Annotated in this window: 25 protein-coding genes, 1 tRNA gene and 2 pseudogenes; 10 read left to right on the forward strand and 18 right to left on the reverse strand. The window is 66.7% G+C overall.

The genetic code is table 11. The features are described 5' to 3' along the window. Window positions 1–168 precede the first annotated feature (168 nt). On the forward strand, window positions 169–837 hold the full coding sequence (locus AC3A3X_RS09670) for a transposase (RefSeq protein WP_487582810.1): 669 nt from the start codon (window positions 169–171) through the stop codon (window positions 835–837). A 39-nt stretch (window positions 838–876) separates the two neighbouring features. Here the strand turns inward: AC3A3X_RS09670 and AC3A3X_RS09675 are convergent, their stop codons facing one another. The 3 genes from AC3A3X_RS09675 to AC3A3X_RS09685 are packed head-to-tail and all read right to left on the reverse strand — an operon-like array spanning window position 877 to window position 6728. Beyond that, on the reverse strand, window positions 877–2283 hold the full coding sequence (locus AC3A3X_RS09675; protein WP_487582811.1) for an efflux transporter outer membrane subunit: 1407 nt from the start codon (window positions 2281–2283) through the stop codon (window positions 877–879). Next, window positions 2283–5465, reverse strand: coding sequence for an efflux RND transporter permease subunit (locus tag AC3A3X_RS09680; RefSeq protein ID WP_487582812.1), 3183 nt, complete (start codon window positions 5463–5465; stop codon window positions 2283–2285). Before AC3A3X_RS09680 ends, AC3A3X_RS09675 begins: the two co-directional genes overlap by 1 nt. Before the next feature lie 12 nt (window positions 5466–5477). After that, the gene (locus tag AC3A3X_RS09685) at window positions 5478–6728 is read right to left on the reverse strand and encodes an efflux RND transporter periplasmic adaptor subunit (RefSeq protein ID WP_487582813.1); all 1251 of its coding nucleotides are present in this window, start codon (window positions 6726–6728) and stop codon (window positions 5478–5480) included. A 283-nt stretch (window positions 6729–7011) separates the two neighbouring features. Between AC3A3X_RS09685 and AC3A3X_RS09690 the strand changes: the two are divergent. The 5 genes and pseudogenes from AC3A3X_RS09690 to AC3A3X_RS09710 all read left to right on the forward strand — a co-directional run. Next, window positions 7012–7248 (forward strand): annotated as a pseudogene (locus AC3A3X_RS09690) (YMGG-like glycine zipper-containing protein); the annotation flags it as partial. 48 nt (window positions 7249–7296) lie between these two features. Beyond that, a pseudogene (locus AC3A3X_RS09695) lies at window positions 7297–7497 on the forward strand (RT0821/Lpp0805 family surface protein); the annotation flags it as partial. 37 nt (window positions 7498–7534) lie between these two features. Beyond that, complete coding sequence (locus tag AC3A3X_RS09700; RefSeq protein ID WP_487582814.1) at window positions 7535–7909, forward strand: EF-hand domain-containing protein; 375 nt, start codon at window positions 7535–7537, stop codon at window positions 7907–7909. A 168-nt stretch (window positions 7910–8077) separates the two neighbouring features. Then, window positions 8078–8434 (forward strand): type II toxin-antitoxin system prevent-host-death family antitoxin, encoded by a 357-nt coding sequence (locus tag AC3A3X_RS09705; RefSeq protein ID WP_487582815.1) that lies wholly within the window; start codon window positions 8078–8080, stop codon window positions 8432–8434. Next, window positions 8431–9069, forward strand: coding sequence for an ATPase (locus tag AC3A3X_RS09710; protein ID WP_487582816.1), 639 nt, complete (start codon window positions 8431–8433; stop codon window positions 9067–9069). The genes AC3A3X_RS09705 and AC3A3X_RS09710 overlap by 4 nt, the downstream gene beginning before the upstream one ends. 147 nt (window positions 9070–9216) lie before the next feature. Here the strand turns inward: AC3A3X_RS09710 and AC3A3X_RS09715 are convergent, their stop codons facing one another. Further along, window positions 9217–10293 carry an alkene reductase gene (locus AC3A3X_RS09715; protein ID WP_487582817.1) on the reverse strand — a complete coding sequence of 359 codons (1077 nt, stop codon included), beginning with the start codon at window positions 10291–10293 and terminating at the stop codon, window positions 9217–9219. A 111-nt stretch (window positions 10294–10404) separates the two neighbouring features. On the opposite strand from AC3A3X_RS09715, the gene AC3A3X_RS09720 reads away from it, so the two are divergent. Then, complete coding sequence (locus AC3A3X_RS09720) at window positions 10405–11319, forward strand: LysR family transcriptional regulator (RefSeq protein WP_487582818.1); 915 nt, start codon at window positions 10405–10407, stop codon at window positions 11317–11319. Between the two features lie 93 nt (window positions 11320–11412). Here the strand turns inward: AC3A3X_RS09720 and AC3A3X_RS09725 are convergent, their stop codons facing one another. The 11 genes from AC3A3X_RS09725 to rnd form a co-directional block, all read right to left on the reverse strand. Beyond that, window positions 11413–13710 carry an Orn/Lys/Arg family decarboxylase gene (locus AC3A3X_RS09725; RefSeq protein ID WP_487582819.1) on the reverse strand — a complete coding sequence of 766 codons (2298 nt, stop codon included), beginning with the start codon at window positions 13708–13710 and terminating at the stop codon, window positions 11413–11415. A gap of 262 nt (window positions 13711–13972) precedes the next feature. Continuing rightward, window positions 13973–14048 (reverse strand) — tRNA-Ala (locus tag AC3A3X_RS09730). Between the two features lie 218 nt (window positions 14049–14266). Then, window positions 14267–15223 carry a VOC family protein gene (locus tag AC3A3X_RS09735; RefSeq protein ID WP_487582820.1) on the reverse strand — a complete coding sequence of 319 codons (957 nt, stop codon included), beginning with the start codon at window positions 15221–15223 and terminating at the stop codon, window positions 14267–14269. Next, window positions 15151–15363: a GDCCVxC domain-containing (seleno)protein gene (locus AC3A3X_RS09740; RefSeq protein WP_487582821.1), complete on the reverse strand. Its 213-nt coding sequence runs from the start codon at window positions 15361–15363 to the stop codon at window positions 15151–15153. The genes AC3A3X_RS09735 and AC3A3X_RS09740 overlap by 73 nt, the downstream gene beginning before the upstream one ends. Before the next feature lie 47 nt (window positions 15364–15410). Next, window positions 15411–15806, reverse strand: a complete 396-nt coding sequence (locus AC3A3X_RS09745; protein ID WP_487582822.1) for a hypothetical protein — start codon at window positions 15804–15806, stop codon at window positions 15411–15413. Beyond that, window positions 15799–16143: a heavy-metal-associated domain-containing protein gene (locus AC3A3X_RS09750; RefSeq protein ID WP_487582823.1), complete on the reverse strand. Its 345-nt coding sequence runs from the start codon at window positions 16141–16143 to the stop codon at window positions 15799–15801. Before AC3A3X_RS09750 ends, AC3A3X_RS09745 begins: the two co-directional genes overlap by 8 nt. A gap of 11 nt (window positions 16144–16154) precedes the next feature. Further along, window positions 16155–16808: a hypothetical protein gene (locus tag AC3A3X_RS09755; protein ID WP_487582824.1), complete on the reverse strand. Its 654-nt coding sequence runs from the start codon at window positions 16806–16808 to the stop codon at window positions 16155–16157. 68 nt (window positions 16809–16876) lie between these two features. Next, a complete protein-coding gene (locus tag AC3A3X_RS09760) occupies window positions 16877–17242 on the reverse strand; it encodes a hypothetical protein (RefSeq protein ID WP_487582825.1) in 366 nt (121 codons plus the stop codon). A gap of 144 nt (window positions 17243–17386) precedes the next feature. Continuing rightward, a complete protein-coding gene (locus AC3A3X_RS09765) occupies window positions 17387–17554 on the reverse strand; it encodes a hypothetical protein (RefSeq protein WP_487582826.1) in 168 nt (55 codons plus the stop codon). 14 nt (window positions 17555–17568) lie between these two features. Then, entirely contained in the window at window positions 17569–17943 is a 375-nt protein-coding gene (locus AC3A3X_RS09770) for a hypothetical protein (RefSeq protein ID WP_487582827.1), read from the reverse strand. 255 nt (window positions 17944–18198) lie between these two features. Next, window positions 18199–19317, reverse strand: coding sequence for a ribonuclease D (gene rnd / locus AC3A3X_RS09775; protein ID WP_487582828.1), 1119 nt, complete (start codon window positions 19315–19317; stop codon window positions 18199–18201). An 86-nt stretch (window positions 19318–19403) separates the two neighbouring features. Here rnd and AC3A3X_RS09780 point away from each other — a divergent pair, with 86 nt between their 5' ends. Together AC3A3X_RS09780 and AC3A3X_RS09785 are read left to right on the forward strand one after the other, a co-directional pair. Beyond that, window positions 19404–21257 (forward strand): SUMF1/EgtB/PvdO family nonheme iron enzyme, encoded by a 1854-nt coding sequence (locus AC3A3X_RS09780; protein ID WP_487582829.1) that lies wholly within the window; start codon window positions 19404–19406, stop codon window positions 21255–21257. Window positions 21258–21319: 62 nt separating this feature from the next. Then, a complete protein-coding gene (locus AC3A3X_RS09785) occupies window positions 21320–22231 on the forward strand; it encodes a M48 family metallopeptidase (protein WP_487582830.1) in 912 nt (303 codons plus the stop codon). 202 nt (window positions 22232–22433) lie between these two features. On the opposite strand, the gene phaR is transcribed toward AC3A3X_RS09785, so the two are convergent. From phaR to gluQRS, 3 genes are all read right to left on the reverse strand, one after another. Next, on the reverse strand, window positions 22434–22937 hold the full coding sequence (gene phaR, locus AC3A3X_RS09790) for a polyhydroxyalkanoate synthesis repressor PhaR (RefSeq protein ID WP_487582831.1): 504 nt from the start codon (window positions 22935–22937) through the stop codon (window positions 22434–22436). 192 nt (window positions 22938–23129) lie between these two features. Continuing rightward, window positions 23130–23870 (reverse strand): acetoacetyl-CoA reductase, encoded by a 741-nt coding sequence (gene phbB, locus AC3A3X_RS09795; RefSeq protein WP_487582832.1) that lies wholly within the window; start codon window positions 23868–23870, stop codon window positions 23130–23132. Between the two features lie 120 nt (window positions 23871–23990). Further along, the gene (gene gluQRS / locus AC3A3X_RS09800) at window positions 23991–24923 is read right to left on the reverse strand and encodes a tRNA glutamyl-Q(34) synthetase GluQRS (RefSeq protein ID WP_487582833.1); all 933 of its coding nucleotides are present in this window, start codon (window positions 24921–24923) and stop codon (window positions 23991–23993) included. A 103-nt stretch (window positions 24924–25026) separates the two neighbouring features. Here gluQRS and htpX point away from each other — a divergent pair, with 103 nt between their 5' ends. Next, window positions 25027–25938 (forward strand): protease HtpX, encoded by a 912-nt coding sequence (gene htpX / locus AC3A3X_RS09805; protein ID WP_487582834.1) that lies wholly within the window; start codon window positions 25027–25029, stop codon window positions 25936–25938. Window positions 25939–26171: the final 233 nt, after the last annotated feature.

A 26171-nucleotide genomic window follows, 5' to 3' on the forward strand; every position in this document is an offset into this window, starting at 1 on the left:
TTCGCGATTCATCGATGGGGCGCCATTCCGGCGCCTCGATCGCGCACGCGGTCCGGGACAAACGAGGCGGCCATGGAAGCAGCACTGCAATGCATTTTGGGCACCGTCGGATCGGGGGCCGTCGAATTGGGCACCGTCAAGAAACGGGTGCGACCGGCGCGGAAGTCGATGGGAACGGCGCCGGGCAAAGGAGGGCCGCACCCGGATCCAGCGCCGCCGTGCGAGTCGCAGGCGGACACCGACAGCCCGTCGCTGCAGGAAGTCGTGCTGCGCATCAACCGCGACGATCGCGTTGCCGGGAACTGTCGGGTCGAGGTCGCGCTGGACGTTGCGCCCGGCATCGCCACCGCCGTCGTGCAGGCGTTGCTGGCGCAGGCGGCATCGCGTGTCGACACCTTCGCCGATCGCATCCACGAGCAGACCGAGCGCGGCGCGACCCGGATCGTGGTTCACTCCGATTCGGTCTGGGGCGATGTCGGCTCCAGCCGCTCGGCAGAACAGCCGTTCCTGACCGAGGCGCAGTGGGCGGTCGTGCTGCAGGCGGTTTTCCCGCCACGCGACGGCCGCCGCAAGTACCGGCCGCAGGGCGTGCGTCGCTTCATCGAGTCGGTGCTGTGGGTGGTGTGCGTCGACTGCGTCTGGAGCGACCTGCCACCGGGTCGTGGCTCCTGGCGCAGCGTCTATGTCCGCTTCCTGCGCTGGGCAGGTGCGGGGATCTGGCCGCGGGTCGCCGCGGCCATGGGCGATGCAAGCGGGCCGGGACGCCTGCTGCTGGAGCGCCACAACCGCTATCTGACAGACGCGGCCAAGACCAGGCAGCGGCGCCGCAAGGGTTGAGGCAACCGTTGCCGGTGCGACGGCCCGCCATTGCCGCGGTCACTGCGCGACGCGGAGCAGTTCCTGGTCCGACCAGCCACCGCCGAGGGCGCGGTAGACGTCGATGTAGGAGGTCAGGCGCGACAGCCGGGCGCGGGCAAGGTTGAGTTCGGAACTCAGCAGTTGCCGCTCGGCATCGAGCACTTCCAGGTAACTGCTGACGCCGGCCTTGTAGCGCAGCCGCTGCAGGCGCAGGTTCTCGCGGTTGGCGGTGGTGCTTTCCTCGTTGGCGATGATGATGCTCGCCGACTTCTCGTACGCGCTGACGTTGCTGGACACCTCGACCAGCGCCTGCAGCACGGTCTGCCGATACAGGTGCGTCGCCTCGTCGGTCTGCGCGCGGGCGAGGTCGACATTGGCGCCGGCGCGACCGAAGTCGATGATCGGCAGGTCGACGTACGGGCCCCAGGAGTTGACGCTCAGCGAGCGGTTGCTCGACCCCAGGTCGCTGAGGTCGACGGCGGTGCGGCCGAACAGCGCGCTCAGGCCGATGGTGGGAAACGGGAAGCGGTTGGCGACGGCGACGCCGACGCGGGCGGTCGCCGCGTGCAGCTGGTTCTCGGCCAGGCGCACGTCGGGGCGGCGCTCGAGCAGTTCGGTAGGCAGGCCGGTGGGGATGTCGGGCGAATCGGGCATGCCGCCATTGGCCATCGGGCTGCCGCGGTCGATGGGTTGCGGGTAGCGGCCGAGCAGCTGCGCCAGCAGGTTCTCGGTGGCGAGTATCTGCTGTTCGGTGAACGGCATCTGCGCACGCGTGGTCGCCAGCTGCGCGATCGCCTGCTGCTCCTCGGCGCCGGAGGCCACGCCGCTGCGCAGTTGCGCGCGTATCAGGCGCAGCGACTCTTCCTGGCTGCTGATGGTGCGCTCGATGATCGCGCGCTCCTCGTCCAGCTCGCGCAGCGACAGCCAGGTCGCCGCGACCTGTGTCACCAGCGTGGCCATCACGCCGCGCGCGGCGTCCTCGGTCGCCAGCAGGTTGGCGCGCGAGGCTTCGCTGCCGCGTCGCAGCTTGCCGAACAGATCGATCTCCCAGACCAGCGACAGTCCGGCCGAATAGACCGTGTCATCGTCGCCGCTGCCGGCCGATGGGGTCGAGCTCAGCGTGCCGCGGATGTCGGGGCCCAGCGACCCGCGCGCGAACTTGGCGTTGGCGCGCGCCTGTTCCACTCGCGTCAAGGCTTGGCGCAGGTCGAGGTTGTTGTCGATCGCCTCGCGGATCAGCGCCGACAGCTGCGGATCGCGGAACAGGTCGAACCAGGCGACATCGGCGATCGATTGCGCTTCGGCCTGGGTCAACGGCGCGCGGTACTGCACCGGCAACGCCAGGTCGGGCCGCGAGTAGTTCGGGCCGAGCATGCAGCCGGTGAGCGCGATGGTCACGCCGATGAGCAGGGCGGCAGCACGCATCAGTGCGCTCCTCCCTCCGACGGCGCCTGCGGCGGGTGTGGCGTCGCCGCGCCTTCCTTGAACTTCGGCGGTCCGCCAAAGCGCTCGGCCAGGCTCTGGATGAGCACATAGAGCGCGGGCACCACCAGCACCGCCAGCAGCGTCGCCGTCAGCATGCCGCCGAACACCACGGTACCGACCGAGAACTTCGACGCGGCGCCGGCGCCGGAAGCGAGCACCAGCGGCACCACGCCGAGGATGAAGGCGAAGGAGGTCATCAGGATCGGCCGCAGGCGCAGCTTGGCCGCCTCCATCGCCGCATCGTGGATCGACATGCCGCCCTCGCGGTAGAGCTTGGCGAACTCCACGATCAGGATCGCGTTCTTCGCCGCCAGGCCGATCAGTGTCACCAGGCCAATCTGCCCGTACACGTTGAAGTCGAGGTTCGCCAGCAGGATGGCGATCAGCGCGCCAAGTACGCCGAATGGCGTGGCAAGCAGCACCGCAAACGGCACTGCCCAGCTTTCGTACAGCGCCGCCAGGAACAGGAAGACCACCACAACCGATAGCGCCATCACCATGGCGGCTGCATTGCCGGCCTCCACTTCCTCCGCGGTCTGCCCCGACCACTCGTAGCCGTAGCCGGCCGGCAGCACTTCGGCGGCGACCTCGCGCAGTGCCTGCAGCGCATCGCCGGAGCTGTAGCCCGGCGCCTGCGAACCGGTCATCTCGGCGCTGCGGTACAGGTTGTAGCGCATGGTGAAGCGCGGGCCGATGCCGGGTGTCGCCGTGACCACCGTGTCCAGCGGCACCATCTCGCCATTGCCGTTGCGCACGAACAGCGTGGACAGGGTCGAGATGTCGCGGCGGAATTCGGAATCCGCCTGCACCGACACGCGGTAGTTCTTTCCGAAGCGGGTGAAGTCGTTCACCTGCAGGCTGCCAAGGAAGACCTGCAACGTCCCGAAGACATCCGAGATCGGTATGCCGAGCTTCTTGACCTTCTCGCGGTCGACGGTGATGCGGTAGTTCGGTGTCGATGCCGAATACGTGGTCGTGATGCGGCCGATCTCCGGCCGCTTCTGCGCGGCCTGGACGAACTGCGCCGCCATCTCGGCCAGCTCCTCCGCGCTCTGGCCATCGCGCGCCTGCAACATCATCGAGAAACCCGACACCGTGCCGAAGCCGGGCAGGGCAGGCGGGTTGAACGCGATCGCCACCGACTCGGGCGTCTGCGCGCCGATGCCCATGGCCTTCTGGATCAGCGCATTGACCTGCTGTTCCTTCTCCTTGCGGTCTTCCCAGGGCTTGAGCTTGATCACCATCATCGCGGCGTTGGGCGCGGCGGTGCCGGAAATGATGTCGTAGCCGGTGATGCCGAGCACCGCATCGACGCCGTCGAGTCCCCGCAGCTTCGCGCCGATCTCGTTGACCACGTTGTCGGTGCGCTTGGTCGATGACGCATCGGGCAGGATCGCCTGCATGAAGAACGCCCCCACGTCCTCGTCCGGGACGAAGCCGGTCGGGGTGATGCGGAACAGCAGGAACAAGGCCACCAGCAGCACCAGCATCATCACCACGATGTGCTTCAGGGCCCCGGTACCGCGCTTGGCCACGCCGGTGTAGTGGAAGGTGAGCCGGTCGAAGTAGTGGTTGAAGCGGGCGAAGAACCGCCCCATCAGTCCCTTTGGCGGCCCGGGCTGCTTGGGCTTGAGCAACAGCGTGCACAGCGCCGGCGTCAGCGTCAGGGCGACCAGAGCCGAGAACAGCGTCGACACGGCCACGGTCAGGGCGAACTGCTTGTACAGCTGCCCGGTCACACCGGGGACGAACGCCATCGGAATGAACACCGCCGACAGCACCAGGGCAATCGCCACCACCGGTCCGGAGACTTCGTCCATCGCCTTGCGCGTGGCTTCCTTCGGCGAGAGCTTGTCGTGCTCCATGATGTGCTCGACCGCCTCGACCACCACGATCGCGTCATCGACGACTATCCCGATCGCCAGCACCATGCCGAACAGCGACAGCGTGTTGATCGAGAAGCCGAGGAACTGGTAGGCGATGAAAGTGGCGATCAGCGACACCGGCACCGCCAGCATCGGGATGAGCGTGGCCCGCCAGCTCTGCAGGAACAGGAACACCACGATCAGCACCAGGATCAGCGCCTCGACGAAGGTGTGCAGGACTTCCTCGATCGAGGCCACCACGAACAACGAGGTGTCGTAGGTGATGTCGTAGGCCAGGTCCTGGGGGAAGCTCTCCGCCAGCCGTTTGACTTCGGCATTGATCAGCTCGGCCGTCTCCAGCGCGTTCGCGCCCGGCGCCAGGGCGATGCTCATCGCCGCAGCCGGTTGACCGTTGAACTTGGCAACCGTGCTGTAGTCCTTGGCGCCCAACTCGACCCGGGCGATGTCGCGCACGCGGATGTAGGAGCCGTCCGGCAGCGAGCGCAGGATGATGTCCTCGAACTCGGACTGCTCGACCAGGCGCCCCTGCAGGCGCAGCGAATACTGGAAACCGCTGGGCGAATCGGCCGGCGGCTGGCCGACCTGGCCGGCCGCGGCCTGCTTGTTCTGCTCCTGGATCGCGTTGACCACGTCGGTGGTGGTCAGCCCGAGGCTGGCCATCTTGTCCGGCCGCAGCCACAGGCGCATGCCGAACTCGGAGCCGTAAACCTTGGCCTCGCCCACGCCCCTGACGCGCTTGAGCGTGTCGAGGATGTAGTTGTAGAGGTAGTTGTTGAGGAACAGCTGGTCGTAACTGCCCTTGGGCGAATAGAACGAGATGAACATCAGGATGTCGGGCGAGCTCTTGGCCACCGTCACGCCGATGTCGTTGACCTCGCTGGGCAGGCGCGGTTGCACCTGGGCGACGCGGTTCTGGGTCTCGACCGAGGCGATGTCGACATCGCGTTCCAGGTCGAAGGTGACCGATATGGAGGTTGAGCCGTCATCGCCGGACACCGACTTGATGTACTTCATGTCGGTGACGCCATTGATCTGGGTATCGAGCGGCGCGGTGACCGCGTCCTCGACCACGTCCGCGCTCGCGCCCGGATAGAGCGTGGTGACCTTGACGTTGGGCAGGGCGATGTCGGGGAACTGCGAGATCGGCAGGCCGATCATCACCAGCGTTCCGGCCAGCACCAGGAACAACGATATGACGATCGCAAATACCGGGCGGTCGATGAAGAAGCGCGCCATGGTGTGCGCCCCTCAGCCTTTGGTCGCGCCGGCGGGCGGCTGCGCCACAGGCGCAGGCGCCTGGAGTTGCTCGTATGTCACCTTCGTCACCTTCAGCGGCACGCCCTGGCGCGCCTTCTGCACGCCTTCCACCACCACCGTGTCGCCCGGCTTGAGGCCCTTGTCGATGACCCACAAGCCGCCGTAACGCGGGCCCGGCGTCACCGGCACCTGCTGCGCCTTGCTGTCGGCACCGACCGTGGTGACGAAATACTTGCCCAGCGTCTGCACCACCGCGCGATCGGGCACCAGCAGCGCGCCCTTGCGCTGGTCTGCGCGCACCTGGATGCGTGCGAACAGACCCGGGTACAGCTGGTGCTGGGGATTGGGGAACTCGGCGCGCAACCGGTACGTGCCCGTGCGCGTGTCCAGCGCGCGGTCGGCGAAGATGATCACGCCGGGCGTCTTGTACTGCGTGCCGTCGCTGAGGGTCATCCTGACCTGCCGGATCGGATCGTCGACTTTCGGCGTGCCGCCGCGGTAGCGACGTTCGTAGTCGAGCAGCTTGGCTTCGCTGATGCTGAAGTACACCCACACCGGATCGTCTTCCGACAGGTCGGCCAGGACGGTGGTGCCGGCCGTGATCAGGTCGCCGGGAAACACCTGGGCGGCGCCGATGCGGCCGGTCAGCGGTGCGGTCACCGTGGCGTATTCGACGCCGAGCGAGGCCTGGTCGACCACCGCCTGGTTGGCCGACACCTGCGCCTGCGCGGCCTGCATCGCGGCGACGGCGTTGTCGTAGATCTGCCTGGAAATCGCGTTCTCTTTGACCAGCGGACCGTAGCGGTCGACGTCCTGGCGGGCGCGGGCCAGGTCGGCGCGTGCGGCGGCCAGGCCGGCGCGGGCGTTGGCCTGCTCGGCCAACGGTGCGCGCGGATCGATGCTGAAGAGCTTCTGGCCTTCGGTGACGAGCGCGCCGTCGGCGAAGTGCTTGCCCATCAGCACCCCGGTGATCTGCGCGCGCAGCGACACCTCGCGCGAACCGCTGACCTCGCCGACGAATTCCTCATAGAGCGGCGTGTCCTGCTGCAGCACGGTCATCACCTTGACCGGCACCGCCGGCGGCGGCGGTGGCTCGTCCTTTCCGCAACCTGTCAGCACAAGCATGCCTGCCAGTGCCAAGGGGCCTGCCATCGCGAAGGCAAGCGCGACACCGGCCGGTCGGATCACCGGGCCATCGACGGCGGATACGTGCAAGGGTACGTCCGCAGCGGCGATAGTCATGATTTCCACCCTGAAGTCGACTTGGCGAAGCTTGGTGAAAATGGGCCCCGTTTTCCCGCAGCCGCGATCCGCTCCCGCCCGGACCATCCGGACGGGTCACCCGTGCGCCTGCGGCGATACCAGCAGAGTCCATGCAATGGTCTTGTGACGACCTGGGGCCGCTCACGAGCGCCTGCAGCCCACTCAGGCACGTGATGGCGATCACAACCGGTTCACGGGCGCCGAGGATGATTGCCCCAGCACAGCGCCGTGGTGGCTGCGTGGCTAAGGGAGAAGGACGGCGATGAAACATGTCTTCGTGAAGCATGTCTTCGTATTGACAGTCACGCTTACGCTAGCGGCCTGCGCGACGGATCCGGGCACGCGCGAAACCCAGAAGCAGTCCGGCTCGGTTGTCGCCGGCGCGGTCGTGGGCGGCCTGGTCGGCAACATGTTTGGTGGCGGCACGGGCAGGGCGCTGATGACCGCGGCCGGTGCAGTGGCCGGTGGCTTCCTTGGCGACCATATCTACAAGAAGCACGCCAAGTCCGAGTACGAGAAGGACGCCGCGCAGCGCGCACTCAACCAGGGTGCCTCGGGCCAGAAGATCACCTGGGCCGACCCGCGCACCAACGAGGCCGGCTACTTCGTCGCCCTCAATACCAAACGGATGTCAGACGGACGCGTTTGCCGCGACTTCCGCCGTGGCCTGAGCGTGGGTGGCGAATCGGTCGACGAGACGACCGGCACCGCCTGCAAGAAATCCAATGGACAGTGGGATGTGGGCTGACTCCACTCGGGCTTACAAACAGGACGGCACCATCATGATGACCAAGCTGATCCTCCTCCTTCTCGTCGCGGCAGCCTCGCCGGCGTTCGCGCAGGTCAAGGCCGATGCCGCGCCCGCGCGCTTCGATGCCGCCGACGCGAACCATGACGGCAACGTCGATCGCAACGAATACGGCGGCTTCGTGCAGGAGCTGGTGCTGCTCTACGACGGCAACGGCGATGGCGACGGCAAGCTGTCCCGCGCCGAACTTGCGTCCGCACCGGACCCGAGCAAGTTCGACAAGATCGACAGCAACAAGGATGGCTTCCTGACCATCGAAGAGATCGATGTCTTCACCGACAACGATTTCGCGGTGATGGACGCCAACTCCGACGGTGCGGTCGACCGCGCCGAGAGTGCGAAGCACAAGTGAGTCGGCTGCCGTCGCCGGGCGATGCCTGGTGACGCGCACACCTTCCTGACTCCATGAGGCGCCGCGGCATCGCCGTGGCGCTTTCGCGTGTCCGGCAGGCCCAGGGGCACTGGCCAAAAAGGGTAAAAAGGGTATATTTGCCCCAAGCCCCGCTCGTGGACTGCCGCCATGGCCCAGCCTCTCAAGCTCGATGCAATCGAAGACCTGCCCAGGACGCCTGCCTCGGACGTCAAGAAGCTAGGCTGGCGCGGCGTGATGAAGGCGATCGGCCGCACGGGCAAGGTCGTGGTGACCAACCACAACGAACCCGAGGCGGTGATCATCCCGGCCGAGGAGTACGACGCGATGATCCGTGCCCTGCACGAGGCCGAAGCCAAGAACGACTCCGCCCTCGACGACCTGCGCCACCGCTTCGATGAGCGCCTGGCCTCGCTCCAGGCCGCCGACGCCGGCGACCGCCTGCGTGCACTGATGCACGGACCGGCCAAGCTGCGCGGCAAGGTGAAGGCCGGGGCGAGTCATTGAAGTCGCGCCCCGTGCTCTATGTCCTCGCCGGGGTCAACGGCGCGGGCAAGAGTTCGGTCGGCGGCCACCTGCTCGAACGCGCCGGACTGAGCTGGTTCAACCCCGACACCTTCGCGCGCGAACTGATCGCGCAAAGCGGCTGCGAGCAGACGCAAGCCAACGCAGCCGCGTGGCAGGAAGGCATGCGACGCCTGGACGAAGCGCTCGAACACCGCAGCAACTACGCATTCGAAACCACGCTCGGCGGCCGCACCGTGCCGGCCAGGATCAAGGCGGCCGCGCGCACGCATGACGTGTTGATGTGGTTCTGCGGTTTGTCGTCGCCCGAGCAGCACATCGCCCGCGTCAAAGCCCGCGTGGCGATGGGCGGGCACGACATCCCCGAAGCGAAAATCCGTGAGCGTTACCCGGCCGCGCTGGAAAACCTGATCGCGCTGATGCCGGACCTGGCGCATCTGCAGGTGTACGACAACAGCGTGGAAGTCGCGCGCGGCAAGGCGATTCCGGATCCGGTGCTGGTCGCCGAGATGGAGGCGGGCAAGCTGGTCTGGCCGGATGATCTGGAGTCGCTGGAGCGCACGCCGGAATGGGCGAAACCGCTGCTGGAGGCAGCGTTGCTGCTGAGTGGCCGATAGGCCACCACCCGCCGGATCAAGAAAAGGTTCTCCTCCCGCCGCCGCTCAGAGCCCCTCTCCCGCGTGCGGGAGAGGGGTTGGGGTGAGGGCAAACCGGACTGTCACTCTGTCTACTTCTTCTTGCGTCGAGGACGAGGTAGGGGCGCCCTAGACGAGAGCAAGCTCGGTATACCCGACAGCCCCGCCGCCGAAGTAGGAAGCAGCAGGCGCCTCCATCAAAGGCACATCCCCGCGCAGCCGCTCCACCAGGTCCGGATTTCCGATGAAGGGCTTGCCGAACGCAACCATGTCGGCATGACCCGATGCCGTCGCCTCGATGGCGCGCTGCCTGTCGTAGCCATTGTTCGCGATGTACATGCCATTGAATGCCGCGCGCAACGCCTTGATGTCGAAGGCACCGTTGTCACCGTGCAACTGCCCTTCGACCACGTGCAGATAGGCCAGGCCCATTTCACCGAGGCGTCGGATCAGGTGCTCGTGGGTTTCCATCGGCGTGCTGTCGAGCGCGGTGTCGCCGATCGCCGTGGAAAGCGGTGACAGCCGCAGGCCGACGCGATCGGCACCCCACACCTCGGCAACGGCCTCGACGACTTCCAGCGTAAGCCGTGCGCGGTTCTCGATGGAGCCGCCGTAGCGGTCCTGGCGGAGGTTGGTGCTGTCGCGCAGGAACTGCTCCAGCAGGTAACCATTGGCTGCATGCACTTCGACGCCGTCGAAGCCCGCATCCTTCGCCCGGCGCGCGGCATTGCGGTAGTCATCGATGATGCCGGCGATCTCGTCGGTCTCCAGTGCACGCGGCATGGAGGGCGCTTCGAAGCCCGCTTCGGTGAACACGTTGCCGCCGGCCTGGAGCGCCGAAGGCGCCACCGGCACCGCGCCGTCGGCCTGCATGCTGACGTGCGACATGCGACCGACGTGCCACAACTGCACGACGATCTTGCCGCCCGCATCGTGGACCGCCCTGGTCACGGGCGCCCAGGCAGCGACGTGCGCATCGGTGTAGATGCCCGGCGTGTAGGCGTAACCGCGACCCTGCCGTGAAATGTTGGTGGCCTCGGTGATGATCAGGCCCGCCGACGCGCGCTGGCGGTAGTACTCGATCGCCAGTGGCGTCTGTACCCCATCCATGTCGGCGCGCGAGCGGGTGAGCGGCGCCATGGCGATCCGGTTGGCGACGTCAATGGATCCAATGCGGGTGGGGGAGAAGAGGGGGTCGGAAGACATGGCGTTGTTCCAGTGGATGCACCGCGGTGCGTTGGAAGCACAATGCGATCTGCCGACTAATTCATCCAATTTATTTGTTGAATTTAAGATATTCAGGAGCATCATGTCTGGGTGCGATACGACCTGAACCTGCTGCCGGTCTTCCTGGCCCTGATGGAGGAACGCAACGTCACGCGCGCCGCCGCGAGGCTGGGCATCACCCAGCCGGCGCTCTCCAACGCACTGGTCCGCCTGCGCGACATGCTGCAGGACCCGCTCTTCATCCGCGAGCGCTACGGCATGCAGCCGACGCAGAAGGCCGAGTCACTGGCGCCGGGCATCGCCGCGGCAGTGGCCAGCCTCGACGAACTGATCCTGGGCCAGCAGGGGTTCGATCCGGCAAAGGCCGAGCGACTGTTCACCATCGCGCCGAACAGCTATGTCGAATTCGTGCTGGTGCCGGCGATCGTTGCGCGACTGCGCGAGCGCGCACCGGGCATACGGCTGCGCCTGACGCCCTATGGCACCGACCTTGCGGAAACCGGCGTGATCTCAGGTGCAACGGCCATGGTGCTGGGCCGCATCGTCGACCCACCGGACAACCTGGTCGTGCAACACCTGATGGACGACGGCCTGGCCTGCGTCGTGCGCGCCGACCACCCGCAGGTCAACAAGCGCCTGTCGAGGAAGCAGTACGAACAGCTCAAGCACGTCAACGTACTGCCGGCCGGCCGACTGCGCGCCGGACTGTTCCAGGCGCTGGAGCGCCAGGGACTGCGGCGCGACGTGGCCGTCTCGGTGACGCACTTCCTGGCGATCCCGGAGATGCTCGTGGTGACCGACTACTGCACGACTCTGCCGAACCAGATCTGCCGCCACCTTGCCGGCGACGCACGCCTGAAAGTGCTACCGGCACCTGTCGACCTGGGCACGTTCCCGACGGAGATGGCCTGGCATGTGCGGTACCGCCACGACCCGGCGCACCAGTGGCTGCGGGCGCTGATCAGTGAAGTGGCGGGGGAGGTCGCGATGGCGCAGGGGGCGTGATCAGCGCGAGGCGATGCAATCGTATGCGTGCGGCTCGAGGATCATTCCGCAACGTTGACGCTCGGCAACGTCGCCATGCAGGCTTCCAGTTCGTTAGCCAGAGCCTCTGAGGAAGTACGCGTAGTACTCGCCATCCTCCACTTCGACGCCGTGTGTCTCGTGGCCGAAGCCGGGGAAGCGCCGGTCCCAGTCGCGCAGCGCACGCAGGTAGCCGACGAAAGGCCCGTCGGCAGGGCCAGCGCTCTCGCCGGGCATCAGCATGGGGATGCCCGGCGGATAGGGCACGATCCCCGTGGCTGCGACACGGTGCGCAAACTGGTCCAGCGCCACTCGTTCCACCTCGTTTCGCACCAGGCGCCGGTAAGCGAGGGCGGGCGTCATCTGCACAGTCGGGAGGCTGGAGAAGGCCGCCTGCATGTCACGCATCTGTCCCGAGCGTAGGTAGTGGTCGAACATCTCGTCGGCCACGTCTCGCAGACCCTTCCCGCGATAGCGCTCGGGGTAATCGGCGGCGACCTGCGGCAGGACCAGAGCGAGCGGCCGGTTGTCGTCGTAGTCTTCCTTGAAGTTGATCAGCGTCGTCAGGAGCGTTCCCCACTTGCCCTTGGTCATGCCGATCGAGAAGAGGAACAGCACGGTGAAATCCTGCGTCTTCTCGTACTCGAACCCGTAGCGCGAGAGATAGGCGGCGATGATCGACGCCGGAATGCCGCGCTGCGAAAATGATCCGTCGGTTTCGATGCCCGGCGCGACAATCGTGACCTTGATCGGGTCGAGCATGCAGTAGCCGTCCTCGATACCCTCGAAGCCGTGCCAGCTTTCGCCCGGGTGCAACACCCAGCAGTCCGGTTCGGTGACGAGCAGTTCCTCGGGCGCGTCCTCGAACGCGACTCGCCGACCCGTCGCCGCGTCGGTCACTTCTTCCGCGTTCCATGTACCGAAGAACCAGTCGCCGGCCTCCGCATATTGCCGCCTGATCCGCCCGATCGTCTGGCGGAACACCACAGCCTCCCGAATCGACTCGGTGGTCAACGCCGCTCCGCTCGGCCCATCCATCATGGCCGCGGATATCTCATTCGAGACGATGATCGGATAAAAGGGCGAAGTCGACGCGTGCATCATGAACGACTCGTTGAACCGCCCGTGATCGAGTGGCTCGCGCCCGTCCCGCATGTGAATGAACGAGGCCTGGGAGAGCGCAGCGAGCAGCTTGTGTGTCGAGTGCGTCGCAAACAGCGTCGGGCCGTCCTTGTAGTCCGCCGGATCGCCGAACATGGCGTGACGGTTGCGATACAGCGGGTTGAAGCGCGCATAGGCGTACCAGGCTTCATCGAAATGGAGCCGGTCGATGGCATGGCCGGCAATCTCGATGACGCGCGTCACGTTGTAGGTCAGCCCGTCGTACGTCGAGTTGGTGATGACGGCGTAGCGCGGCTTCTGGCCCTTTTGCTCGCCGATCAGCGGATGGGCGTCGATTCGCGCCCTGATCGTCTCGGGCCGCAGGTCCTCGGAGTAGATCGGGCCGATGATGCCGTAACGGTTGCGGTGCGGCACGAGGAAGACGGGGACCGCTCCGGTCATCGTCAGGCCGTGCTCGATGGACTTGTGGCAGTTGCGGTCGCACAGGGCAATGTCGTTCTCGGTCAGGCACGCCATGAACAGGATGCGGTTGGAGGTCGAAGTGCCGTTGGTCACCGTGTACGAGCGGTCGGCGCCGAAGACGCGCGCGGCGTACTTCTCGCTCTCTCCGATCGGACCGGTGTGGTTGAGGAGCGAGCCGACGGGGGCCATGCCGATCGACAGGTCCGAGCGCAGCAGGTTCTCGCCGAAGTAGTCGAAGAACGCCTTCGACACCGGGGTCTTCAGAAAGGCCGTTCCTCCGAGGTGGCCCGGCGTGCCGAACGCGTACTCGTGGACGTCGGCGTGCTTGAGCATGGCGGCGAACATCGGCGGCAACAGTTGCTCGCGGTAGCGCCTGATCGCCGCTTCGACCCGTCCGGACATCAGCCTGGTGGAGTCCTCGATCAGCCAGATGAACTCGTCGGCCATCTTCAGCGTGCTGAGGGGCACTGCCGGGATCCCACTGCGCTGGGCGAACAGGAACACCGGCGCCTTGGCGTTGCGCCCCCGAAACGCGCGCAGCACACGCGCCGCGCCATCCTCCTGGTCCAGATCGACGTCGACCATCAGGCAGCCGATCAGCGGATCGGCGGCCACGACCGACATCCCGTCGGAGGCCGAGTGGGCGACTATGACCTCGAAATTGCGCGAGCGCAGCTCGTCACCCAGCGCGCGGCCGGCCCGCGCCACCGCGGTGCCAGCGACAATCTCCTCGCCATGGACCACGACGACTTTGAGCGGCAGGATCGCCGCGGGGTGAGTGGTGGGCATGACGTGAGCCCTCTGCTGCTTCCCGGGAAAGGACTGATCGAGCCCGGATCGCCCGTTGGCCTCGACGCCAAGAGCGTGGGTTCGAGCGCGGTCTCCGATGAGACCCGGCGCGAGCATAAGGGGGTGTCCATTGCACCATGGTGAAGGAGGCACCGACGGGGCACGCGCGGGTCACAGACTGCGCCATTGGGCACAAAAAAGGCCGGAAGCCTTGCATCTGCGTGGCTTACCGGCCTTCGTCGCACCGTACTGGACGGTGAAATGGTGGAGCGGAGGAGGATCGAACTCCCGACCTTCGCATTGCGAACGCGACGCTCTCCCAGCTGAGCTACCGCCCCATGAGCCGGATTCTAGCGGCAGGAAAGGGCGGCTGCCAAGGCGGGGCGTCTGAGGCGGGGAAGGCACGCCTGGCATGGGTTCAGAGCATTCCCAGCACCCGAATTCGGACGATCCTCACCCGGACACCGATCTCGGGGCCGTCCTGACGTGGGAAGCGCGCCTGTCTAGGGTCCAAACACTCCAAGCGCCCCGATGCGGATGATCGGATTGCAAGGCATCAGGGCTGCTCGTCAAACTGCAGCCAAAGTCCATGTGCGATAGATGGCGGAACTGACGCATGAGTCGGGCCAAGGAAGTGCCTGGCTGCCTGGGGATTCAGGACTCGGAACCCCACACCGATGATTCGTCGTCCCCTCTGCAACTGGTGTTTCTCAGGGACTACAACGACTCGCCCATTCTGGACGGCGAAGATCTCAGCGCGAACCTCGGTTGGGGCGAGGACCGCCTCATTGCTTTCAACTGCACCCAACGCCAGCAGCAGCCTTCGCAGGCTTTTGCGGCCAGGGGCATCCAGCGCCAACCAGACCTCCGTCATGGCGATGGATGAATTGGGATGAGCAAAATGCTCCGGCTTGTCGGTGGGCGATCGGTTGTCCTGGACGAAGAAGATGAAGTCGAGATTGGGGTCTGCGAGCGTGACGAGACCACCTTCGCTCTTGAACGGCATGCTCGACTTGTTGAGGGCTGAGGTCAGCGCCTCGGTGTCTCGGGCATGGAACGAGATGTATGCCGGCCCGTCTCCGCCTCGCAGGAACTCGGAGTACTTCCTGGTCAGGTCATCCGTGGGGCGGTCGGGCGGGGAGATCAACTCCACACCGGATCCGTCCTTGAACTTGACGTGGCTGTTGCGAAGCCCGTTGTCATGGAACCGACCTGGCTTCAACGAGAAGCCGAGGCGCCCATATGAGGCGGCCGCCCCTTCCAGGTTCTCAACCACAGTGGGCATGTGGTCGATGCCGATGAGCGAAGGACCGCTTGACGCGGACACCTCCCCAGCGCTGACCTTGCCAAGGGCAAGAGAGAGCAGGCTTGCCATCATGAAACTGCGAGCATGTGCGGTCATGGCTTGGAATTCTTTCAGGATCGACGGACGCGCCGTGGCTATCCGCAGCAACGTTTCTGCTGCTGGATCGGCGGGCACGGCACAGAACCGAAGGAACAGAAGACGCAGCAATCGTCTTTCCTTGGGCTGAGAAGGACGTCGCAGCCCAAGCACTGGTAGAAGAACTGGCATGCATTCGTGGGCATGGTCTCGACGCTTTCGTGCCCGCAGTGCGGACAGGTCAACTTGCTTTCCAGCTTGAGCGGATCCATGACATCTCCGTTGAAAGGAGAGGCGGAACGCCGCCTCTCCGGGTCAGCTACGGCAAGCGGGGAAGGACAAACGCGAACACTGCACCAAGCACACTGCAGGCCAGGGCCGCCCACCACAGCACTATGCTGACTCGTCGCAGCCGCGTGCAAGCACGCGCCAAGGAAGGGTCAGACGGGCAGGGCAAACGGCGCGCCTTCCAAAGCAGTGCGCCCGACAGGCCGAGCATGGCGAACGCAAGGCCGAAAACACCGGCCTTGTGCTCGGAGAGCCAGACCAGTTGCGGCACAGCCGTGACCAGCCCTGCCAATGCGGCGCCCGCGCCCAACGCCACCATCACTGCCGGCAACACGCAGCACACCAGCGTGCCGCCGCTGGCGAGCAGCGTCAGCAACGCCACGCCCAGGTTGCGCTTCAACGGCGCCTGAGCATGGACTTCAGTCATGGCCCTTGGCCCGCTGGCGGATGGCATCGAGCGATTCGTCGGTGCGGCGAATGGCCACGACGCTGTAGCCAGCATCGGTGATGGCCTTGCGCAACGCGGCGTCGTCGATGTTGCTGCCGTCCTTCAGGTGCACGGCGACAATGCGGTGCTCCAGACTGACGAAAACGGCATCAGTCGCCGGGAACGCTTTGAGCGATTTCTCGATGCCCTGCGCGCAGAATGCACACACCAGGCCATTGACGTCCATCTCGATGGTCCTGGCCGAAGCCAGGGAGGAAATGCCCAGCAGCGCAGCGCTGATCAGAAACTTGAAGCGTCTTGATTTGAACGGGTTCATGGAGTCATCCGTCAGAAGTTGAACATGGCCATGGCCTGGAGCTTTCCATCCGTCGTGGCCCCGATTTCGACCCACGTGCCGCCCTTGAAGAAGCGGACGAGCAGGGCCGGTTCGGTGCCATCGAAGAGGCCGCCGGTATAGCGACGCCCCTGGACGACAATCCATGTTGCCAAGGTGTCGTAGTCGTGTTTGTACGGCGCCCACCCCAGTTGCAGGGTGTCGATGCGGTGCGAGAAATGGTCGCTTTCCTGCAGGTCGGAGCGGAACGCGCCATACACGCGTCGGGTTTCGTAGTCGGCCTGGAGGCCGACATTGCGCGCCAGGTCGCTGCCATCGAAGTCGTTGCCGGTGGCGCGGCCCAGCCCACCCCAAACGAAGACGTTGGCCTGTGCGCCCGGCATGTTCCAGCGTTTGGCCAGCAGGTTTCCGCGCAGGTAGGTGATGTGCCGTTGCTTGCTGCCGTCCTGGCTGTCGAGTTCCAGCCAGCCACCGCCCAGCGAGTACCAGTATCGCGGCGCGTAGAAGATCTGTGCCTCGTTCATGGTGCCGGCGCCGTATTCGACCATCACCGTCGTGCCCTTGGCGAAGGCGATCGGCTTCGCCGCCGCCACTGCAGGCAGCAGCCCGAGCAGCGCCAAGGCTGCCCATCGTATTTGCGTTTTCATGTGTGTCTCCGTGATCGCCGCGCACGGCGGCGCAAGGCGCGGATGCGCCCGGGCTTGCTACGGAGGGGTCAGGCGATGGGTGGCCTGAAAGGCGTTTCGGTCACGCCCGTCGGCACAGGCGGTTGCCGCCACGGCGCCGCAACGGTAACGGGAGGGATGCCGGCGACCAGGCGTGGCAGCTCGGGCAGGCAGCCCGTGCCCAGGCATGCGGAAAAATCACAGGCCTGCGGCACGCAGCAATCGCACGGGGCCTGCTCGGGGGACGAATGACCCATCACGTCGCATGGACTGTCGGCTTCCGCCATGTCCGCTGCGGTTGCAACTGCCTGCACTGCATCCGCGACCGCCTGTGCCGGCGCCGCAATCCCGGGTACAACCAGGAAAACGGCGAGCAACAGGTGCAACGTGATGCGGGTCAGCCGGTTCAGCCTCATGGTCGCTAGTGTATCCCCACGCGCCGGACTCCAAACCATGACGAAGCCCTGAAACATGGCGGTTGTCGCGGCGGCGCGTAAAGTCCGCGGCAGGAGCTGTCGCAGAACACGAAAACCTTGTTCCGGGACGGGGGTGCTCGCGCTTCAGAAGATGTCGACCAGCATGCCGGCGCCGGCTCCGATGGCCGCGCCTGCGGCGGTATTGCCCGAGACGCTGCCGATGCCCGCGCCGATTGCGCCGCCGGCGACGGTGGCGCACGCAGCCAGGAAGAGAATGGCCGATGCGATGGCGATCTTGTACATGCGCTTCATGATTCTCTCCTGTCTCATTTGGCCGCGGCTGCCGCCGAGGGCTTGACGATGTCGGTCCAGATCACGGCCATCACCGGGAAATCCTTGCGCTCGGGGTTGGCCTGGTACCAGTTGGTGATCCGCTCGGACAACTGGTCGAGGGTCACGCCTTGCAACGCCACGCGCGCGGCTTCGGCCGCGGGCGGCTGTGGCGTGCCCTTCTTGGTGGCGTAGGCCTTCTCCATCGCGGCCATGTTGCCGGCACCGATCAGGAAGGCCTTGCGAATGTCGGGCGACGAGTTCATCCACAGGTTGCCGTCGATGATGATGCGCTGCGCGAACGACACGGTCGGTGCGATCAGGCCGGCGGCAAGGAGCGCCGCGGCCAGCAGTTGCGGAATCTTGCGCATGGTGAGCCTCCACGGTGTGCATGCCGCCCGTGAACGCGGAGCGGCCGGGTGCGGGCGCGGCGCGCCCTGAATGCCCCGGTCATGCTTGCGCACGAATCGTTATCGTGGAGAGAAGGGCCGCGGATCAACTGAAAAAGTTTCGCTGCGGTTTCGATGTCGAAGAAGGCATTCGGTTTGCACATGGGCAACTCCATATCGGAGCCGGCCCGTGGGGACCAATGGGGTCCTCAGCGCCCTGGTGCGACGCCCTTGGCTTCAGTCCTGCCCAGCAAGCAACGGCGCAATCCCCGCCTCCAGCGCCTCACGACGCCATCCCGACAGCGCATCCGGCCACTCACCTCGATCGAGCAGCGCCTCGAGCCACCGCCGCGAGGCAAGCACCCCATCAGGCAATCCCAACTCGGCACTGCGCGCAGCCACCGCATCCTGCAGCTTGCGCAATCGCTGCTTGTCGCGGTTGTCGCCCTGGTTGGCGTCTGGTGCGTCGCCTTCATCAGGCAGCGGGGTATTCAGCACAGCCCATACCGCATCGCCGAGCTTGCGCGGTGCCTTCGGGTGCGCATCGAGATCGCGCTGCAGCCCGGCACGGTCCATCGGCGGGTTGCGGGCGAGGTTGACGGCCAGTTCGTTGTCGAGGATCCAGTTGCGCGGACGGTCGTTGTCGCGCGCGTAGGTGTCGCGCCAGCGCAGCAGGCGCAACAGGCGCAGCTGGGCGTCGCGTTCGAGGAACTGGGCGCTGCGCATGGTCGCGTGCGGCCAGCGTTCCGGGCCTTCGTTCTCGGCGTTGATCACCGTGCGCGCGGCGTCCTCGGCCAGCCAATCGCTTCGGCCCAGTTCCTGCAGGCGGTGCCGGAGCTGGTCGTGCATCTCGAACAGGTGGCGCACGTCGTCGGCGGCGTACTCGAGCTGGGCCGGCGACAGCGGGCGGCGCAGCCAGTCCGAGCGCGTCTCGCCCTTCGCCAGAGTGATGCCGGTCAGCTGTTCCACCAGTTTCTGGTAGCCCAGGCCGGCGCCGATGCCGGCCAGCGCGGCCGCCAGCTGGGTGTCGAACAGCGGCTTGGGCACCACGCCGCAGGAATGGCGGAAGGCCACCAGGTCTTCGCTGGGGCTGTGCATCACCTTGACGATGGATTCGTCGGCGAGGATCGGCGTCAGCGCGGCGAGGATGCCGGGCGCGAGAGGGTCGACCAGCAGGATCTTCGGCTCTTCGTCCCCGCGCTCGATGGCGATCTGCACCAGCGCCAGTTGCGGCCAGAAGGTGCGTTCGCGGATGAACTCGGTGTCCAGTCCGATCCGCGCCAGTGGCGTGCTGTCCAACAGCGTGGCGAAATGGGCGCGCAGGGCGGCGGGGTCGGTGATCCAGGCGGCAGGCATGTGGGGATGGTAAGCGGGGAAGGGGGTGGCGAGGTTGCCGGGGCGGGCGACAATAGCCTACTTTCGACGCACCCAAGTGCCCCGGCATGTGGCGAGGAGGACGATTGCGCACACCGTTGTTGGCTTTCGCCGCCATGCTGGCTGTGATGTCGGGCTGTTCGCGCGAGCCGTCCGGCCCGTCCCGCGAAGCCGCCGGCGCACGCGCGCCGATCGTGACCATCAGCGCCGACCAGGCGGTGTCGCCGGTGCCGCCGTGGCGCGCGCCGGTGGTCGAGGTCGACGATGCCAACTTCAAGGAGCTCAAGGCCGATGCGGCCGAGGCATTGAAGGCAGGACACCTGTTCGGCAGCGCCGACGATGCGATCCCGCTGTACCTGGCCCTGCGCCGGTTTGCACCAGACGATGCGGCGGTGCAGTCGGGCCTGCGCCGCGCCATGGCCAGTCTGCTCGACAAGGGCGGCGAAGCGCTCGCGGCGATCGACCGTGATCCGTTGTCGCTGCGCCGTGCGCATGAGATCGCCGCGGTCGCGCGTGCCGTCGCGCCGGACGATGCCAGGGTGGCGGCCTACCTGGCGCGCCTGGACCAGTCCGACCAGGCGCAGGAAGCCAATCGCCTTGGCGAGGAAGCGCTCAATGCCGGCCGTCTCGGCGTGGATGGCGGCAATGACACCGCGCTCGCCTGGTTCCACCAGTCACTGGAACTGCGCCCTGGCGACCAGCGCGCCAGCCAGGGCATCGCGGCGGTGGAGAGCGCGTTGATTCGACGCGCCGAGGTCGCCGCCGACCATGACGACTACGAAGGCGCCCAGCGCGAACTCGACATCGCGGCGAAGGTGCGCCCGGGGTTTGCCAGCGTCGACGATGCCCGCGCCCGCGTGGCGATGCAGCGCATCGTCCGGGTCAATGCGCTGCGCGACGCCGGCATCAGCGTGCTGACCCGCAATGCCGGCGTGGACGAAGCGCGACGACTGCTGGCCGTCATGCTGCGCATCGCCCCGGCCGGCGACCCGGCCGCGCGCGAACTGCGCGAGCGCATCGACCTGGCCACGCATTACGGCCTGTTCCGCCCAGGGCAGACATTCACCGATGCGATGCAGGGCGGTGGCCGCGGGCCACAACTGGTGGTGATTCCGCACGGTGCCTTCCGCATGGGCGCGCCGGAGGGCGAGATCGATTCCAGCGATGCCGAACGGCCGCTGCGCAACATCCGTTTCGAGCGCGGCCTGGCGATGTCGCGCACGGAAATAACCGTCGGCGAGTTCCGCCGCTTCATGACCGCGACCCGCCATCGCGCGCGCGCCACCCGGCGCGGCTATTCCAACGCCTACGACGAGCGCAGCGGCAATTTCGTCCGTCGAGGCAACGTTGACTGGCAGGCCGACTACGCCGGCAACCGCGCAAGCGACGACATGCCGGTGGTCCACGTCAGCGCCAAGGATGCGATCGCCTATGTCGAGTGGCTGTCGGCGCAGACCGGCCAGCGCTACCGGCTGCCCAGCGAAGCCGAGTTCGAGTACGCGCTGCGCGCCGGCAACGCCAGGCGCTATCAGTGGGGCGATGGCACGCCGCCGGTGCGCACGGGCAACTTCACCGGTGCCATGGACGTCTCGCCGAGCGGGCGCCGTTGGCGCAACGCGTTTGCCGGCTATGGCGATGGCGCCTGGGGGCCGGCACCCGTCGGCAGCTACCGCGCCAACGCCTTCGGCGTGCACGACCTGGCCGGCAACGTCAGCGAGTGGGTCGCCGACTGCTGGCACGACACCTACCGGCGTGCGCCGCGCGACGGCGCGGCCTGGCTCAACCCCGGATGCCGTTCCAGAGTGGTGCGCGGCGGCTCCTGGGCCGGTTCGCCGGCGGTGACGCGTTCGGCGTGGCGACAGGGCAATGATGGCAACGTGACCAGTGGGCGCATCGGCTTCCGGGTGGTGCGCGAAATCTGAACAGGGTTCTCACGTCCGTCGACTTAAAATGCATGGATCCAGGACGGACGAGGAGGGCGCAGATGAGGACAGACCCCTTGGGTGGTGCGCGACAGCAGGGCCGCCCGCGACGCGGGTTCGGCGGCATGCGCTGGTGGATCCTCATCCTGTTTGCCGGCTACGCCGCCTGGCAGTGGTTCGGCAGCGCCAAGGTCGACCCCTACACCGGCGAGACCGCGCACTACGGCACCACCGCCGATGAAGAAGTGCAATTGGGTGCGCAGGCCTTCCAGCAGGTGCTGGGCGATGCCAATGCGCAGGGCGCATTGGTGCCCGCCAATGCCCAGGTCAGCCAGCAGATCCGCGAGATCGCCCAGCGCCTGATCGCGCGCGTGCCGCAGGTGACCGCGGCGCTGGCGGCGCAGCACCAGCAGGCAGTGCCGGTCGACCACCAGGCCTTCCAGTGGGACGTCGCGGTGATCCAGTCCGACCAGGCCAATGCGTTCTGCCTGCCCGGCGGCAAGATGGCCGTCTATACCGGATTGCTGCCCGTGGCGAAGAACGCCGACGCGATGGCGGTGGTGATGGGCCACGAGATCGCCCACGCGCTGTTGCGCCACGGCTCGCAGCGCATGGCGCAGCAGAAGCTGGTGCAGATGGGGCAGATGGCCGCCGGCATGGCGGTCGGCGGGATGGACCCGGGCCAGCAGCAGGCGATCATGGCGGCGCTGGGGGCGGGGGCGCAGTACGGACTGATCCTGCCGTACGGACGCAATCACGAGACCCAGGCCGACAAGGTCGGGCTGATGCTGGCGGCGGCGGCCTGCTACAACCCGCAGGAAGCGATTCCGCTGTGGCAGCGGATGTCGGAGCTGGGCGGTGGCGAGCGTCCGCCGGAGTTCGCCTCGACCCATCCGGATCCGGCCAATCGCATCCAGGTGCTGCAGTCGTTGATGCCGCAGGCGGAGCAGTTCCGCGCGCAGTACTGCCGGTAGGAGCGAGCTTGCTCGCGATGGGCTTCACCGGATGTGTTTCCGGGAGGAATTGCCGGTAGGAGCGAGCGATGGGCTTCACCGGATGTGTTTCCGGGAGGAATTGCCGGTAGGAGCGAGCTTGCTCGCGATGGGCTTCACCGGATGTGTTTCCGGCGGGGCTATCGCGAGCAAGCTCGCTCCTACAACAACAAGTGCGGGGGTGTCAGCGCTTGGTGTCGGCCTTGGGCTTGCTGCTGTTGCCGGCGCCAGGCGGATTCGGGCTCTGGCCGACCGTGCTCGACAGGTTGCGCTGGAACTCGTTCCACATCGCCAGGTTGCGCTCGGTGAGCTGGTTCATCAGCGCCCACGGCGTCTGCCCGAGGATGCCGCCCATCTGGTTGCGGAACTGCTGCTGCTGGTCCAGGAAGACCTGCATCGAGCGCTCCAGGTAGCTGCCCATGAACCCCTGCAATGAGTCCCCGTAGAAGCGGATGATCTGGCTGAGCAACTGCGTGGACAGCACCGGCTCGCCGTCCTGCTCGTGCTCGGCAATAATCTGCAACAGCACCTGGCGGGTGAGGTCGTCGCCGCTGCGCGCGTCGCGCACCTCGAACTCCTCGCCGTCGACGATGAGCTGGCGCACGTCCTCAATGGTGATGTAACTGGAAATCTCGGTGTCGTAGAGCCGGCGGTTCGGATACTTCTTGATGACGCGCATCGATGCCATGGAGCATTGGCTCTAAATCGTGGTGCTTCGCAGCATGGCGCAGGCCGGCAGGGCTTGCAACTGGCGGAATGCATGCCGGCGGTGTGAATGGGGGCGGGCCCGCATGTAGGAGCGAGCTTGCTCGCGACCGGCCTTCCGGTTGCCAAGGGCGGACCGGCGGTCGCGAGCAAGCTCGCTCCTACGATGGGAGCGTTACCACCCCATGTGGTGGCCGCCGTTGATGTCGAGGTTGGAACCGGTGATCCAGGCCGCCTCTTCGGCCACCAGGAACGCGACTGCGTAGGCGATCTCGTTCGGTGTGCCCAGGCGTCCGGTCGGGATCTCGGCGACGATCTTGGCGCGCACGTCCTCCGGCACCGACATCACCATGTCGGTCGCCACGTAGCCTGGCGAGACCGTATTGACGGTGACGCCGAAGCGGGCGTTCTCGCGCGCCAGCGAAATGGTGAAGCCGTGCATGCCGGCCTTGGCCGCGGCGTAGTTGGCCTGGCCGTACTGGCCCTTGAGGCCGTTGATCGAGCTGATCTGCACGATCCGGCCCCAACGCCGCTCGCGCATGCCTTCGATCACCGGCCGGGTGACGTTGAAGCAGGAGTTGAGGTTGGTGCCGATCACCTCGTTCCATTGCATCGGCGTCATGCGGTGGAAGGTCGAGTCGCGGGTGATGCCGGCGTTGTTGACCAGCACCTCGATCGGGCCGAGGTCGCGTTCGATCTGCTCGACCAGCGCCTGCGCCTGCTCGGGCGAGGACACGTCGCCGGGGGCGAGCGCCACCTCGACGCCGGCGGCGCGCATCTTCTCCTGCCAGGCGCGCGCCCGCTCTTCGTCACGGTAGTTGGTGGCGACCCGATGACCCGTCTGCGCCAGGCGCTGGATGATCGAAGTGCCGATGCCACCGGTACCGCCGGTGACCAGGGCTACGCGTGACTGCATGGGGTCGTCTCCTTTGGGTTGCCGGCGTCGGGGTGCCGCCGGTCGATTGGATTCTAGGGGGGTGTTTGCTATGGCAATGTGGGGTCGCGAACCGGTCGATGTGCGCCTCAATGGCGCGCCTCAATCACTATTCTCCGCGCCCAGCGCGGCCATGGTGACCGAGGCAAATGACAACTCGCGGGCATCGGTCGGCTGCGCCGGTATCGCGGCGGGCACGAAGGCGGCGACCGAGCGCGCAAGCAGATCAGGCAGGTGCTCGCAATCGGCGAGCACCGCCGGGTCCTGTCCCAGGCGCTGCCAGGCCGCGCGAAGCCCCGCCAGCGGACGGTCGCGATCCACCGGCTGCGAGGCATCGGATTTGGACAGCTTGCGTCCGTCCGGCCCGAGCACCAGCGGCAGGTGGGCGTACCGCGGCGTCGGCAGGCCGAGCGTTTTTTGCAGAAGAATCTGGCGCGGGGTCGAGTCGAGCAGGTCGGCACCGCGGACGACGTCGGTGATGCCCTGGTCGGCATCGTCGACCACCACCGCCAGCTGGTAGGCCCAGTAGCCGTCGGCGCGACGCAGTACGAAGTCGCCGACGCTGCGCGCCACGTCCTGGCGGTAGTGGCCGACGATGAGGTCGTCGAACGCCACGACGCTGCCGTCGGGGACTCGCAGGCGAACCGCCGGATCGGGTCGCGGCGGCCGCGCCACGCAGGCGCGGTGCACGCCGGCGGCGACGGCCAGGTCGGTACGGCTGCAATGGCAATGGAAGGCGCGATCGCGCTCGAGCAGGCGGCTGAGCGCGGCCTGGTAGAGAGCGCCGCGGCGGCTTTGCCAGACCACCTCCCCGTCGGCGTGCAATCCGAAGGCGGACAGTGTCTCCAGCTGGCGCCGGGCGGCCCCGGCCACTTCACGCGGCGGGTCCAGGTCCTCGACCCGCACCAGCCAGCGCCCACCCGCCTGGCGTGCCAGCAGCCAGCTGCCGAAGGCCGCCAGCAGCGAGCCGAAATGCAGGTCGCCGGTGGGCGAGGGTGCAAAGCGACCGCGGTAGATGGCAGGCGTCGGGGACACAGCGGGCTCGTCTGGCAAAGCGGGCGTGCGTTTCACTTGAATTCAACGCCAGCGTGCCACATTTTCCGTTGGTAACGCGCATGGTGCGCGAAAGGTTCCTGTCATGTTCAAGCGCATCGCCCTGTTCCTCGCCACCAACCTGGCGGTCCTGGCCCTGCTCAGCATCGTCATGGCGGTGCTGCAGAACTACTTCGGCGTCACCCTCGGCAACACCGGCGGCCTGCTGGTGATGGCCACCGTGTTCGGCTTCGGCGGATCGTTCATCTCGCTGATGACGTCCAAGTGGATGGCCAAGCGCTCCACCGGCGCCCATGTGATCGAGCAGCCGCGCAACGAGTCCGAGCAGTGGCTGGTCAACACCGTCCGCCGCCAGGCCGAGGCCGCCGGCATCAAGATGCCGGAAGTGGCCATCTACGACGGCCCGGAAATCAATGCTTTCGCCACCGGCCCGAGCCGCAACAACTCGCTGGTCGCGGTGTCGACCGGTTTGCTGCGGGCCATGAATCGCGACGAAGCCGAGGCCGTGCTGGGTCATGAGATCAGCCACGTCGCCAATGGCGACATGGTGACCATGGCGCTGATCCAGGGCGTGCTCAACACGTTCGTGATCGTGCTGTCGCGCGTGGTTGGCCGCGTGATCGACAGCTTCATCAGCGGCAACCGCGAGGGCGGTGGCGTGGGTATCGGCTACTTCGTGATCGTGTTCGTCCTCGACATGATCTTCGGCCTGTTCGCCAGCATGATCGCGATGTGGTTCTCGCGTCACCGCGAGTTCCGCGCCGACGCCGGCGGCGCCCGCCTGGCCGGCCGCGACAAGATGATCGCCGCGCTGCAGCGCCTGTCGCAGACCTACGGTGAGAGCACCCTGCCCAAGACCGTCCAGGCCTTCGGCATCAGCGGCGCCGTCGGCCACGGCCTGCGCCGGCTGCTGATGAGCCACCCGCCGCTGGAAGAGCGCATCCAGACGCTGCGCAACGCGCCGCTGGAGCAGGTGCGCGGGACCGTGGTGAGCTGATACAGGTCACTGCGGCAACAGATCAAGCCCGCCGTTCGGCGGGCTTTTTTGCGCCTCTTCCCTTTGCGCGAGGGTTGGCGTTGCATGTCGTCCCGAACGCAGTGAGGGACCTGCTGGTGCGGTTGCTGTTGCGTGTCGGGCTTGCGGCTGCGGAACGGCGTCGTCCGCCGGGCCGGGGATTGCTCCGCCCCTTCGTCGGACATCCTGTCCGAAGGCGGGGCGTGGGCCATCCA

The sequence above is a fragment of the Lysobacter sp. Soil_N_23 genome, from assembly GCF_057656135.1.